General features: G+C 37.4%; 13 protein-coding genes. 12 read left to right on the forward strand and 1 reads right to left on the reverse strand.

The window, feature by feature from the left end:
• Nucleotides 1-22 precede the first annotated feature (22 nt).
• Nucleotides 23-673, reverse strand: coding sequence for a hypothetical protein (locus tag AC27H3_RS06835; protein ID WP_487104783.1), 651 nt, complete (start codon nucleotides 671-673; stop codon nucleotides 23-25).
• A 560-nt stretch (nucleotides 674-1,233) separates the two neighbouring features.
• Between AC27H3_RS06835 and ccoN the strand changes: the two genes are divergently transcribed.
• The 12 genes from ccoN to ttcA all read left to right on the forward strand — a co-directional run bounded on the left by ccoN (nucleotide 1,234) and on the right by ttcA (nucleotide 13,067).
• Nucleotides 1,234-2,655, forward strand: a complete 1,422-nt coding sequence (gene ccoN, locus AC27H3_RS06840; RefSeq protein ID WP_487104785.1) for a cytochrome-c oxidase, cbb3-type subunit I — start codon at nucleotides 1,234-1,236, stop codon at nucleotides 2,653-2,655.
• 10 nt (nucleotides 2,656-2,665) lie between these two features.
• Nucleotides 2,666-3,310: a cytochrome-c oxidase, cbb3-type subunit II gene (gene ccoO / locus AC27H3_RS06845; RefSeq protein WP_085305751.1), complete on the forward strand. Its 645-nt coding sequence runs from the start codon at nucleotides 2,666-2,668 to the stop codon at nucleotides 3,308-3,310.
• A 1-nt stretch (nucleotide 3,311) separates the two neighbouring features.
• Complete coding sequence (locus AC27H3_RS06850; RefSeq protein WP_487104787.1) at nucleotides 3,312-3,509, forward strand: cbb3-type cytochrome oxidase subunit 3; 198 nt, start codon at nucleotides 3,312-3,314, stop codon at nucleotides 3,507-3,509.
• On the forward strand, nucleotides 3,502-4,482 hold the full coding sequence (gene ccoP, locus AC27H3_RS06855) for a cytochrome-c oxidase, cbb3-type subunit III (protein WP_487104789.1): 981 nt from the start codon (nucleotides 3,502-3,504) through the stop codon (nucleotides 4,480-4,482). Before AC27H3_RS06850 ends, ccoP begins: the two co-directional genes overlap by 8 nt.
• A 674-nt stretch (nucleotides 4,483-5,156) precedes the next feature.
• Nucleotides 5,157-5,657: a FixH family protein gene (locus AC27H3_RS06860; RefSeq protein WP_487104791.1), complete on the forward strand. Its 501-nt coding sequence runs from the start codon at nucleotides 5,157-5,159 to the stop codon at nucleotides 5,655-5,657.
• Between the two features lie 27 nt (nucleotides 5,658-5,684).
• Nucleotides 5,685-8,084 (forward strand): heavy metal translocating P-type ATPase, encoded by a 2,400-nt coding sequence (locus tag AC27H3_RS06865; RefSeq protein ID WP_487104792.1) that lies wholly within the window; start codon nucleotides 5,685-5,687, stop codon nucleotides 8,082-8,084.
• Nucleotides 8,081-8,314: a cbb3-type cytochrome oxidase assembly protein CcoS gene (ccoS, locus tag AC27H3_RS06870; RefSeq protein ID WP_085304355.1), complete on the forward strand. Its 234-nt coding sequence runs from the start codon at nucleotides 8,081-8,083 to the stop codon at nucleotides 8,312-8,314. The genes AC27H3_RS06865 and ccoS overlap by 4 nt, the downstream gene beginning before the upstream one ends.
• Entirely contained in the window at nucleotides 8,304-8,966 is a 663-nt protein-coding gene (locus AC27H3_RS06875; RefSeq protein WP_487104795.1) for a sulfite exporter TauE/SafE family protein, read from the forward strand. The genes ccoS and AC27H3_RS06875 overlap by 11 nt, the downstream gene beginning before the upstream one ends.
• A gap of 44 nt (nucleotides 8,967-9,010) precedes the next feature.
• Nucleotides 9,011-9,730: a fumarate/nitrate reduction transcriptional regulator Fnr gene (fnr, locus tag AC27H3_RS06880; RefSeq protein WP_085304359.1), complete on the forward strand. Its 720-nt coding sequence runs from the start codon at nucleotides 9,011-9,013 to the stop codon at nucleotides 9,728-9,730.
• Nucleotides 9,731-9,933: 203 nt separating this feature from the next.
• Nucleotides 9,934-10,866, forward strand: a complete 933-nt coding sequence (gene uspE, locus AC27H3_RS06885) for a universal stress protein UspE (protein WP_487104797.1) — start codon at nucleotides 9,934-9,936, stop codon at nucleotides 10,864-10,866.
• Nucleotides 10,867-11,418: 552 nt separating this feature from the next.
• Nucleotides 11,419-12,048: an SGNH/GDSL hydrolase family protein gene (locus AC27H3_RS06890; protein ID WP_487104798.1), complete on the forward strand. Its 630-nt coding sequence runs from the start codon at nucleotides 11,419-11,421 to the stop codon at nucleotides 12,046-12,048.
• 86 nt (nucleotides 12,049-12,134) lie between these two features.
• The gene (gene ttcA / locus AC27H3_RS06895) at nucleotides 12,135-13,067 is read left to right on the forward strand and encodes a tRNA 2-thiocytidine(32) synthetase TtcA (protein WP_487104800.1); all 933 of its coding nucleotides are present in this window, start codon (nucleotides 12,135-12,137) and stop codon (nucleotides 13,065-13,067) included.
• Nucleotides 13,068-13,100 lie beyond the last annotated feature (33 nt).

Raw genomic sequence — 13,100 nt, forward strand, 5'->3', positions numbered from 1 at the left:
TCTAAAAACATGCCTAGGCGCTTTAAGCGCGATAACTTGGCACCGTAAACAGTTTAGTATGCTTTATGTTTTTCTCGGTGGTAAAGGTTAACCAAATACGCCATTTCATTTGTGCTGAGGAACAACTTCCAATAAGCACTTCAGTTTGAAAAACCTGTGATAGCTCCTGTGAAGGTTCCTGTAAAGATAGCTGATTCTCTTTTTCTGCAGCTTGATGTGTTAATTGCTCAGGTAGTTTTGATGATTTTTTGGCTGTAATTATCGAGCTTTTAGGTGAAGTTTCATTGCCATTATTAGTTATTGCTTGAAGATCAAAAAATAATGGAATTTTGCCCATGTACATATCAACACCCTCAAGATAACCAGTAATACTCTTTAGTTTTTCTTGGCCTTGGTACTTAACGATCATGTTAAAAGGTTGCTCTGCAATTATTTTTTCAACATCAAATAATATTTTAGCTTTAGCATTGGTTAGTGCAAATTCGCATTTGCTTTGTCCAACTATACAGTGAGCAATTTTTGCAGATGCAACATCAGTATTTAGGTTTAATTTATTATCAGGGCTACATGCAAAAAGCAGAACAGATAAAAAAAGCGCTATTATTGCCGATGAAATACGCAAAATGCTTTTGATAACAGTTTTAAAAACTGAGTTTATTAGAGAATTAATCACAGAGAGCAACATTTTTAATTAATGAAAATAAAACGAAATAATTTGTCCGCTATCATACACAATCAGTAATCGTATTAATGAACTTTTTAGTCTGTAATCTCAGTATTTATATTTAAAGGCTAATACTATGTTGAATTATTCATTGATAACAATTTAAGTAAATTTGACAGAAATACCTTATACGCTTTGAATAAATGCAATAACTGCCATGAATTTCGAATATTTACCTTAAAAAAACAATCGACAAAACAACAGCAATAATTTAACTGTTTTAGGGCTAGTTTATCCAAGTTTTAATGCTAACCTTTTATAGATACAGCAATTATTTATATATTGTTTTTTACTATTTCTCGCAGTAATAGTGAGAATGCAGTTTTTTTGTTGATTTAAATCAAGTTTTACGGTTGATTTATGGCATGGGCGAAAGGTAAAATCACATAGAATTTGAAACAACTCGCTTTTCGAGTGTGACATTTATCATGGCTTCTCAGCATTTTTCATGAAAAAGACTCTTTTTTATACAAAACTGCAAAACCTAACCTAGTAACGGAACAATTAAAATGACAACAACGCTAGATCATCCGTCATATAACTACAATGTGGTGCGTCAATTCACCGTAATGACAGTTATTTGGGGGATCGTTGGTACTCTTGTAGGTGTTCTTATTGCGGCACAATTAATTTGGCCTGCTTTAAACTTTGACACACCTTGGTTAACCTACTCTCGTCTTCGTCCGCTGCATACCAATGCGGTAATTTTTGCTTTTGGTACCAGTGCATTGTTTGCAACTTCATATTATGTTGTGCAACGTACTTGTAAAACCACACTTTTTGGGGGCAACTTAGCCGCCTTTACGTTTTGGGGTTGGCAGGCGGTTATTGTACTTGCCGTTATAACGTTACCCATGGGTTATACATCAAGCAAAGAGTACGCTGAATTAGAATGGCCAATTGATATTTTAATTGCCGTGGTTTGGATAAGTTATGCCATCGTGTTCTTTGGCACTTTGATCAAGCGTAAAACCTCTCATATTTATGTTGCGAACTGGTTCTTCGGTGGTTTTATTCTTACCGTTGCCGTATTACATATTGGCAACAGTATGGTTATTCCCGTTTCAATGATGAAATCTTACTCCATTTATTCTGGCGCTATCGATGCCATGATGCAGTGGTGGTATGGTCATAACGCCGTTGGCTTCTTATTAACAGCGGGTTTCTTGGGTATGATGTACTACTTCGTACCAAAACAAGCTGAACGCCCGGTTTACTCTTACCGTTTATCTATTGTTCATTTTTGGGCTTTAGTATCGTTATACATTTGGGCTGGTCCACATCATTTACATTACACTGCTTTGCCGGATTGGGCTCAGTCAGTGGGTATGGTTATGTCAATCGTACTATTCTTGCCATCTTGGGGTGGTATGATCAACGGTATTATGACGCTGTCTGGTGCATGGCATAAACTTCGCTATGACCCTATTCTTCGTTTCTTAATTGTTTCGTTATCTTTCTACGGCATGTCTACGTTTGAAGGCCCAATGATGGCGATTAAATCGGTAAATGCCCTTTCACATTATACTGACTGGACAATTGGCCATGTACATTCTGGCGCACTAGGTTGGGTTGCTATGGTATCAATTGGTGCGGTATACCACTTAATTCCTGTGTTATTTAATCAAGGCCGCATGTATAGCATTCGCTTAATTAACATACACTTCTGGTTACATACTGCTGGTATTGTTTTATATATTGTTGCTATGTGGATTTCAGGTGTAATGCAAGGGTTAATGTGGAGAGCGGTAAATACCGACGGTACTTTAACTTATAGTTTTGTTGAAAGTTTAACGGCTTCTTACCCATTCTACTTTATGCGTTTTGTTGGTGGTGTATTAGTTGTATCAGGCTTCTTGTTGATGGCTTACAACATGTTTAAAACAATTTATGCTAAAGACAATAGTCTTGAAGCAGTGAAAGCAGCTTAAGGAGCCGACGATGAAAAATAAACATGAAAAGTTTGAAAAAAATGTTGGTTTGTTTGCTATTTTCACCATTCTTGCAATCAGTGTCGGTGGTTTAGTTGAAATAACACCTTTGTTTTTTCAAAAAGAAACCACAACTCCTGTTGATAACTTGCGCCCTTATACGGCATTAGAAATGGAAGGCCGTGATATTTACATTCGTGAAAGCTGTAATGTTTGTCATAGCCAAATGATACGTCCATTTCGTGCTGAAACAGAACGTTATGGTCATTACTCTGTTGCTGGTGAACAAGTATGGGAACATCCATTTTTATGGGGTTCAAAACGTACGGGTCCTGACTTAGCGCGTGTTGGTGGTCGTTATAGTGATGATTGGCATCGTGCGCATTTACTTGACCCACGCTCAGTTGTACCAGAGTCGAACATGCCTTCTTTTAAGTGGTTAGCTGAAAATACACTTGATGGCGAATTAACGGGTAAGAAGTTAGCTACATTTAACTTTTTAACCCGTAATAGAAGCCACAAAGACGAGCAAGGTAATGCTATTCCTCTATATTCTGAAGCTGAAATTGCAGGTGCAAAAAAAGCAGTTAAAGGCAAAACAGAAATGGATGCATTAATTGCATATTTACAGTCTCTTGGTCATGCGTTGAAATAATATGATGGATTACGGCACGCTTAGAGGGCTTATTGCTCTATTAATATTGGCATTATTTATAGTTATTGTGGTTTGGTCTTACTCAAAAAAACGCAAGTCATCGTTTGATGAAGCGGCAAATTCAATTTTTGAAGAAAAAACTGAAACTGAAATAAGCCACACTAACAAAAATAACAAGCAGGAGACTAATAATGTCTAGCTTCTGGACTATTTGGGTATCGGTTCTAACCCTTGGCACATTGATAGGTTGTTACTTATTATTACGCATGTGTTTAAAGAACTTTGCAGGCGTAGCTGAAGGTGAGCCTACTGGACACGTTTTCGATGGCATTGAAGAGTTAAACAACCCACTACCAAAATGGTGGAGTAATTTCTTTTTATTAACCATTATTTGGGGCTTTTTCTACATCGCGGTTTATGGCTTAGGCGGTTGGAAAGGTTTTTCTGGCTGGGAAAGTTCTAACCAAGGTATTTTAAATTTAGCTGAGTCTAAAGAAAAATCGGCTTTGGCTAAAGAAAAAGGCTTGTTAGTACAATACGATCGTGAAGTTGCTGCAGCAGATGAAAAATATGGACCTATTTTTGATGCATACGCCAAGCGTGAAATAGCCGATTTAGCTACAGCTAACGACGAAGAAGCCGCTTCTGCACGTAAAGTAGGACAGCGTTTATTCTTACAAAACTGTTCGCAATGTCACGGCTCTGATGCCCGTGGTGCTACTGGTTTTCCTGACTTAACTGACCAAGATTGGTTATACGGTGGTTCACCTGAAACAATAAAAGCGACGCTTATGCATGGCCGAAAAGCTAATGGCATGATGGCTTGGAGCGCAGCTTTAGGCGGCGAACAAGGTGTTAAAGAAGTAGCAGCATTCGTTTTAAGTTTAAGTGGTCGTGAAGTTGACACTACAGCCGCAGCCGCAGGTAAAGTTAAATTTGCTATGTGTGCAGCATGTCACGGTAGTGATGGTAAAGGTAGTGCAGCCATGGGTATTGAACTTGGTGCGCCTAACTTAACTGATAACATTTGGTTATACGGTGGCTCTGAACGTGCTGTTCAAGCTTCAATAGCTAATGGTCGCGCCGGCATAATGCCAGCATGGGATAAAATCCTAGGTGAGAAAAAAATTCACGTAATCAGCGCTTATGTTTATAGCTTATCGCAAGAGTAGTTAAGTTAAGTTGAGTTGAGTTAACATAGCTTAGAAATTGAACCTTGATACTGCAAAGTATCAAGGTTTTTTTATGCTTGTTTGAAAATTTTGGCCACTATTTTTTCTATACAGTTATCGTATTTATTTATGGTATTAAACAAAATTATGATCGCGTTAAAACTTTATTAATATTAAGTAAACTGAACTTTGGATAAGCAGCACTTGCTCTGTGCTCCCTTTTAAGACCAAATTTAATAAGTTAATGACGATTTAAACCGCCTCAAAATGATAGATTATTTATTTCAATTGGTATTAACCCATTATCTGCCTTTAAAGGTCGATAAATATCTCGCTTGATAAACGTTTTGCCTAGGAAATGGCATAAAGTGAAGCATTGATGATGTTTATCCGTGATGTTCATGTTAACTAATACCGAACAGATTAAATGTTCGTTCTACATGTGATAAAGATAGTGACATAAATTCAATTGGTAGCGCCTTTGAGAGTGATCAAGAAATGAGTTTACTCAGGCTCAACGCATCTGAGAAATTATGCCTGTTATAAAGGTAAAACTGTATCACAAATAAATACCCTGTCTTTGGGTTAAAGTTTGTTATTTTACAGGTTTTTTAATAGTTCCTGTAAAAGAAAAGTCGTATAATAAGCACTCTTTCAGCAAAGCAGAAATTTTCATGAAAACATCTTGGTATCGTGAGCCTTGGGCTTGGTTTGTCTTTATATTACCTTTTACTGCCGTTGTCGCCGGTATTGCCACTTTTATTATCGCCAACACGGATCCCGATCCTCTGGTGGTTGGTGATTACTATAAAAAAGGTAAAGCGATAAACTTAGAATTAGGTAAAGTTAAACAAGCACAAAAGCTAGGTATGAGTTTTGGTTTGAAGCTTGTTGATGATCAATTAATTATTCGCCCTACCGGTATTGAAAAAACCTTTCCATTATTAAATGTTAATTTTTTTCACCCAACAATAGCAGAAAGAGACTTCTACTTAGCATTAACAGCTGACGCTAATGGTAACTTTACCCATTACTTTGAAGCTGACCAAAATGTTTCGGGTAAATGGCGAGTAACCATTAGTCCATTTGAAAACCACTGGAAGATTCAAAACGTGATCACCCTACCTCAATCTGATTTTATTGCCATAAAACCTGATCTGACTGTAGCAAATTAATTAGCCGGTATTAGTGAGCATAAATTAATGAGCAACGTTTGTTTCCACTGTGATGAAGTCGTTCCCAAGGGCATTAACTTAACAACTCGTATTGATAATATTGATCAACCAATGTGCTGCATTGGTTGCCAAGCGGTTGCCCAAACTATTGTTGATAACAATTTAACTGATTATTACCGTTTTCGCAGTGCACCAGCTCAAAAAGGTGAAGTATTAATTCCCGAGCAATTACAACGCAACGAAATACTTGATGATGAAAGCTTACAAAACGAGTTTGCTTATTATCATAATGGTTTTAAAGAAACTATTTTAACCATTGATGGGATAAGCTGTTCAGCCTGTGCCTGGTTAATTGAAATGCAAATCAGTAAGCTCGAGGGCGTTAATAAAATTAATGTTAACGCGACAACTCAACGTGCAACTGTGCAATGGCAAGAAAGCCAAGTAAAGTTGAGCGACATACTGAGTTTAATCGATAAAATTGGTTATCACGGTTTGCCTTTTAAGGCGAGTACGGCTGAAAAAAACAATAATAAACAAGCGAAAAACTTTATCAAACGGTTAGGCATTTCGGGCATTTTAATGATGCAAGTAATGATGATCGCTTTTGGTTTATACTTCGGCGCTTTTTCCGATATGACTGAACACAATGTAATGTATTTACGTTGGGCAAGCTTTTTCTTGACGCTTCCTATTGTTAGCTATGGCGCCTTCCCATTTTATAAAAGTGCCTTCTTTGCCTTAAAAGCGCGCCAGCTTTCGATGGATGTTCCTGTCTCTATCGCCATTATTTTAGCTTTTATGGCTAGCTGTTGGGCAACATTTACGCAGCAAGGCGAAGTGTATTTTGAATCAGTGTCTATGTTTACCTTTCTACTGCTTATTGGTAAATTTCTTGAGTTTAGAGCCCGCAGCCGCGCCGCTGATGTTTCAGCAAATTTATTAAAATTAATGCCAATGACCGCGACTAAAATTGAGCAAGGTATTGAGCAATTTATTTCAGCCAATTATTTAAAAACTGATGATATTATTTTAATTAAACCCGGTGAAACCATTCCGGCTGATAGTGAAATATTAACGGGCACCAGCCAAATTAACGAAGCTATGTTGTCTGGCGAGCAACTGCCCCTGAAGAAAACCGCTTTAGATAACATTTTTGCTGGTACTATTAACGGCGATGGCAATTTAACGGCAAAAGTTAAACATAATAATCAAGAGTCGTTTTTAAGTCAGCTCATTCGACTGAGTGAAAATGCACAAAGCCATAAACCTAAATTAGCCAAGTTATCAGATAAAATTGCTCAATATTTTGTTGCGCTAATTCTGATGACGACCATAGCAACGGCAATATACTGGCTGAATCATGATCCAAGCGAAGCATTTTGGATCACCTTATCGGTTCTTGTCGTAACTTGTCCTTGTGCATTGGCATTAGCAACACCAACAGCGCTTACCTGTGCAACTACGCAACTTAATCGTAAAGGTATTATGATTAAGTCTGCCCATGTGCTTGAAACTATGCCTGAAGTTAATGCTATTTCATTTGATAAAACAGGAACATTAACTACAGGTGAGTTCACTATTGTAGATGTAAAAACTTATGGTGAATACTCAAACGAAGCGACGCAAGAAGGACGACAACAAGTGCTTGCCATAGCGGCAGCGCTTGAAGCACATTCGGCTCACCCCTTAGCAAAAGCTTTTAGCCCATTTCGTGATCATAACCAAATGACCCGCCAAGTTGTAGTTGCCCCTGGCGCAGGGATTTCTGGTGAAGTAAATAACCAACATTACCGCATTGGTAAAAGCTCTTGGCTTTTAGGTGCTAATGAACACTCAGCCTATAGTGCGCAGTGTGTATTAATGCAAGGTGAAACATTAATCGCTGAATTTTACTTGCATGATGGCTTACGAGAAGATGCTAAAGCATTGATCGATTTTCTTCACCAACAAAACATTGAAACCAGCATGCTTTCTGGTGATCACCTACAAGGCTGTAATAAATTACAATCAGCATTAAACCTTAACAAAGTGCATGCAAACCTCTCAGCACAAGAAAAAGTTAACACCATAAAACAGCAACAAAGTACTCATACGGTTGCCATGGTTGGCGATGGCGTTAACGATAGTCCCGTATTGGGCGCAGCTCATTTGTCTATTGCTATGGGTAGCGGTACTGATATTGCTAAAAATGGCGCAGATGTGATATTACTCAATAATAAACTTAAGGGTGTACAAACCCTGCGTGAAGTTGCTATTCGCACCACTCGTATTATTAAGCAAAATTATCTTTGGGCTTTTGGTTATAACGCTATTGTTTTACCGCTAGCGGTAACAGGCCATATAGCGCCTTACATGGCGGTTATAGGTATGTCGGCCAGTTCAATTTTAGTGGTAACAAATTCATTAAGGCTGTTAAAAAAATGAGTATAATTTACGTATTAATTCCCATTGCCGTGTTGCTCACAGCTATTGGTATTTATCTGTTTTTTTGGGCGGTAAAAACTGAGCAGTTTGATGATTTAGAAAAGCAAGGCATGAGTATTTTATTTGATGATGAAAATGATAAAGCTAAGCAAAATACCTTAAAGAATAACGAGTTAAATGAAACAGAAACTTCAAAGCAACAGCTAAAAAACCAGACTCATGACACTTGATTTTTTTTCTGCCTTTATTATTGGTCTGCTCGGCTCTGGCCATTGCATTGTAATGTGTGGTGGCATTAGCACTATGTTGACTACTGCTATTTCTGATCAAACTCGCCATAAAAAATTCGCCATTGTATTTGCTTATAACTTTGGCCGTATTGCTTCCTATAGTTTCATTGGCGCTATTGTGGCATTTACCAGCTCTATGGCAGCTAAAAACATAGGTTTTCCTGTTGTTATATTAAAAACTATCGCCGGTATTTTTTTAATTTTTTTAGGACTATATTTAGGGCAGTGGTTAATGTGGTTGAGCCGCATAGAACATTTAGGAAAAAATATTTGGCGTTATATATCGCCACTGACTAAAAACTTTATACCCATTAAGAACGTTAAAAGTGCCTTCGCTTTAGGTGCATTATGGGGATGGCTACCCTGCGGCTTAGTTTACTCAACTTTAACTTGGTCTTTAGCAAGCGCCGATACCCTCAATGGTGCTTTGATCATGTTTTTCTTTGGTTTAGGTACTTTACCTGCTTTAATGTCAATTTCACTAGGCACGTTCAGTGTTAAGTCTTTATTAACTCAGCCACTATTTAGAAAGCTATCGGCCATTTTGGTGATTTCATACGGCATTTATTCTATACTTATTGCATATAGCTAACGCATCTAATATGGTGTTCAGCATGGAAATTTTTATAGGTTATTATGAATAATAAATCGTGTGCCGACCAACAACATATTCACTGCCAAAACTGCAGTATCAGTGAATTGTGCTTACCATTTTCACTTAACAATCAAGAGTTAGAGACTTTAGATAATATTATTGATCGTAAGCTGCCTATCCAAAAAGGAGAGCAGCTATATAACGACGGTCAACCAATGCAAGCGCTTTACGCCGTGCGTTCTGGCACATTCAAAACTTATACAATTAACAAACAAGGAGAAGAGCAAATTACTGGCTTTCATTTGGCTGGGGATTTACTCGGATTTGACGCCATAGCGAATGCGAAACATCCAAGTTTTGCTAAAGCACTAGAAACCTCAATGGTTTGCGAAATACCTTATAATACGCTCGATACGTTATCTAATAGTATGCCAAAATTAAAAAAACAAATTTTGCGTATGATGAGCACTGAAATTCGTGAAGATCATGAAATGCTAACATTACTTAACCGTAAAAATGCGGAACAACGCCTTGCCACCTTCTTTAGTACTTTAAGTAGTCGCTATCATGCGCGTGGTTTATCGGCCTCTGAATTTCGTTTGTCTATGACACGTAATGATATTGGTAACTATATTGGTTTAACCGTAGAAACCATAAGTCGTTTACTTAACCGCTTCGATAAAAATGGCTTAATTGCCGTTAATGGTAAACTTATTACCATCGTAAATATTGAAAAATTAAATGAGTGTGCCGCGCTTTAAAATATAAATCCAGCGTTTTCTCACGACTTTATTATTCAACAATTTACCGCTATGCTTAACATAATATAGTTTATAAAAAATGATAATAATTTGATTTAAAACAAGTATTATCTTTTCAAAATAGATTATTGTTAATATATTAAGCAAGGTTATTAGCTGTGTGGTTTGGCCTAATACAAGCAGGCAAAGATAAGGAATTAACTATGGAAAAGTATCAAAAAATACTCGCAATTGTTGACCCAACAACAGAAGATCAAAAAGCGTTAAAGCGAGCAATAGAATTAGCACGTAAAACGGGTGCAAGTATCACTGCATTTTTGACCATATATGACTTCTCTTATGAAATGACTACAATGCTTTCAGGCGATGAACGCGAAGCTATGTGCAAATCGGTTATTAATGATCGTACACAATGGTTAGAGTTTATGATTGCTGACCTAGATGTTTCTGGTATTACTGTTGATTGTAAAGTTATTTGGCATAACCGCCCTTTTGAGCAAATAATCGCACAAGTTATTGATCATGGTTATGATATTGTCATCAAAGGGACTCATCAACACGATAAATTAAAGTCCGTTATATTTACCCCAACCGATTGGCATATTTTACGTAAATGCCCTTGCCCTGTACTGCTAGTGAAAGAACATTTATGGCCTGAAGACGGCAATATTATTGCTGCATTAAACATTGGCAGCGAAGAAGAAGAACATAAAGCCTTAAACGATAAAATAACGGCAGAAGCCAAACAGTTAGCCAAAGTAATGAAAGCAAACTTACACTTGGTAAATTCGTTTCCAGGCACTCCGGTAAATATCGCCATAGAGATTCCAGAGTTTGATGCTAATGATTATAACCTTGCTATGCTCAAGCATCATGAAGAGGCCATGTTAGAGCATGCAGCCGCTTTTAATATCACTGAGGATTTCACTCATATAAAAGAAGGGTTACCTGAAGATATTATTCAAAGTGTTGCTGAAGAAATAGATGCGGAACTTGTTATTTTAGGCACTATAGGTCGCACAGGCTTATCTGCCGCGCTAATCGGCAATACCGCTGAACATGTTATTGATCGACTAAATTGTGATGTACTCGCTTTAAAACCTGAAGGTTATGTTTCTCCTTTGGATGTTAAATAAAGCTACTGAAGTTCATTACTTATAAAAATGCGTCATCCACTGATAATACAGTTCTTTGGTTGACGTTTTTTCTCAGCACTTCACATTTAGCACTTCATATTTAGCTTTAGCAGCTGACTTCTAGCAACTTGTACACAGCACATTACTCCTAGTAATACCAATTGATTTAATGAATCGGTCAATTTTAAACGAGGATAAATTTTCAGTAGCAAGGCGCTTGATTGAGCAATAGCAGGCTATTGGGATTGAAAGCAACGTAGATACTGGATATTTAAACCGCTTTCGAATGATCGATTGTTTATATCAATTGGTATAAACCGCACTTATATCTTGTTTACTTACAAATTGTACGTGAATTAACTTCACTTATTAGACGCTGTTTTTTCTACTATTTGTCTTCGAATATATTTTACGTTATAACTATAATTTACCGTTCCCGTTAGGGTTTTAGCGTTGCAGATAAAAAAGCCACTTACTCATATTCTTTATTGCATCAGTACTTTGTTAATAATGCCTATATTGCTTTTACAAGCAGTATGGGTTCGCGTTAGTATGATAAAGCTACCTGAAGCATTAGGTGAGCGTTCAGGCACTGCAGGTAGTGGTAAGAAGATTAACTTATTAATTATAGGTGATTCTGCCTCGGCCGGTGTTGGCACAAAAGCACAAAAAAATGCCTTATCAGGTCAGTTAGTAGCGAACCTTGCGACTAACAACACCGTTAATTGGCAACTAGTGGCGACTACAGGCTTAACATCAACAGCTTTAATAAGTGAAATTGAGAATATCAAAAACCAAAGATTTGACTTTGTTCTAGTATCTATTGGTGTAAACGATGTTACTGGCTTAACAAAGCAGCACCAATGGGTTAGTAATATCAAGACTATTGTAGACTTATGTAACGTCAAATTTGATAACCCAAAAGTTTTGATGACAGCGATACCTCCTATGCACTTGTTTACTGGCTTACTGCAACCATTAAGGTGGTGGTTAGGGTTAAGAGCAAAAAAACTTAATGAGTTAATGACTTTAACTTCAACAGATTATAATCAATGCAGCGTGCTAACCATTAACATGCCTTTTGCGCCACAATATTTAGCTCAAGATGGTTTTCATCCATCATCGCTTGCTTATTCTGTTTGGGCGGAACAAGTAGCAAAGGCATTAAAAACATCAGCATAAATTAGATAAAAAATTTCATTAAGTTCAACTTTGTTCAAACCGTTAGTTCCGCTATACTACGCGCCAATATTTATCAGGAAATTATTATGAGCGCAGTTTTAACATCAGCCCTAACGCCAAGCCAAAACACTCAACTAGACAAGCTTGAAAAGCGTCTTCGCCGTCATGTTGGTCAAGCCATTGCTCAATATAATATGATTGAAGATGGCGATAAAATCATGGTCTGTGTGTCGGGTGGCAAGGACAGCTATGCCATGCTTGAGATATTAATGCGTTTAAAAGAGTCAGCCCCGATTAATTTCGACTTAATTGCGGTAAACCTTGATCAAAAACAACCTGGGTTTCCTGAGCACATTTTACCAAATTACCTTGAATCAATAGGGGTGGCTTACAAAATTGTTGAAGAAGACACCTATGCAATCGTAAAAGAAAAAATCCCTGAAGGTAAAACCACTTGTAGCTTATGCTCTCGCTTACGCCGTGCATTATTGTACAAAGCCGCTAAAGCATTAGGTGCCACTAAAATTGCACTTGGCCATCATCGTGACGACATGGTAGAAACATTAATGCTGAATATGTTTTACGGTGGTAAGTTAAAATCAATGCCCGCTAAGCTAGTATCTGACAACGGTGAACATGTTGTTATTCGCCCTTTAGCATTCTGTAAAGAACAAGAGCTTATTCAGTATGCGGCATTAAAACAGTTTCCGATTATTCCTTGTAATTTGTGTGGTTCACAGCCTAACTTACAACGTCAAAACATCAAGGCAATGTTGCAAGACTGGGATAAAAACCACCCAGGACGTATAGAGTCAATGTTTACTGCTATTAAAAATGTTGTTCCTTCACATTTATGTGACAGTGAACTTTTCGACTTTAAAGGCATTAACGCAAACTCTGGCATTATTGATGGCGGCGATACCGCTTTTGATCAAGAAACATTCACGCCAGCAGCGCCAGAAAAAACAGCCGTGAGTATACAAGCTGCAGATTTATTAAACGTAACTGAAATTAAGTAAGCTCAACGATTTATCAACAAATTATCTTTGATA

It is taken from the genome of Colwellia sp. NW0002-52-1 (genome assembly GCF_057550865.1).

What these genes read in the sequence shown, in the direction of transcription:
- fnr (WP_085304359.1), top strand. Translation starts at nt 9,011, where the DNA reads ATGAATAATAAATCGTGTGCCGACCAACAACATATTCACTGCCAAAAC.
- AC27H3_RS06850 (WP_487104787.1), top strand. Translation starts at nt 3,312, where the DNA reads ATGATGGATTACGGCACGCTTAGAGGGCTTATTGCTCTATTAATATTG.
- AC27H3_RS06865 (WP_487104792.1), top strand. Translation starts at nt 5,685, where the DNA reads ATGAGCAACGTTTGTTTCCACTGTGATGAAGTCGTTCCCAAGGGCATT.
- uspE (WP_487104797.1), top strand. Translation starts at nt 9,934, where the DNA reads ATGGAAAAGTATCAAAAAATACTCGCAATTGTTGACCCAACAACAGAA.
- ttcA (WP_487104800.1), top strand. Translation starts at nt 12,135, where the DNA reads ATGAGCGCAGTTTTAACATCAGCCCTAACGCCAAGCCAAAACACTCAA.
- AC27H3_RS06890 (WP_487104798.1), top strand. Translation starts at nt 11,419, where the DNA reads ATGATAAAGCTACCTGAAGCATTAGGTGAGCGTTCAGGCACTGCAGGT.
- AC27H3_RS06875 (WP_487104795.1), top strand. Translation starts at nt 8,304, where the DNA reads ATGACACTTGATTTTTTTTCTGCCTTTATTATTGGTCTGCTCGGCTCT.
- ccoO (WP_085305751.1), top strand. Translation starts at nt 2,666, where the DNA reads ATGAAAAATAAACATGAAAAGTTTGAAAAAAATGTTGGTTTGTTTGCT.
- ccoP (WP_487104789.1), top strand. Translation starts at nt 3,502, where the DNA reads ATGTCTAGCTTCTGGACTATTTGGGTATCGGTTCTAACCCTTGGCACA.
- ccoN (WP_487104785.1), top strand. Translation starts at nt 1,234, where the DNA reads ATGACAACAACGCTAGATCATCCGTCATATAACTACAATGTGGTGCGT.
- AC27H3_RS06860 (WP_487104791.1), top strand. Translation starts at nt 5,157, where the DNA reads ATGAAAACATCTTGGTATCGTGAGCCTTGGGCTTGGTTTGTCTTTATA.
- ccoS (WP_085304355.1), top strand. Translation starts at nt 8,081, where the DNA reads ATGAGTATAATTTACGTATTAATTCCCATTGCCGTGTTGCTCACAGCT.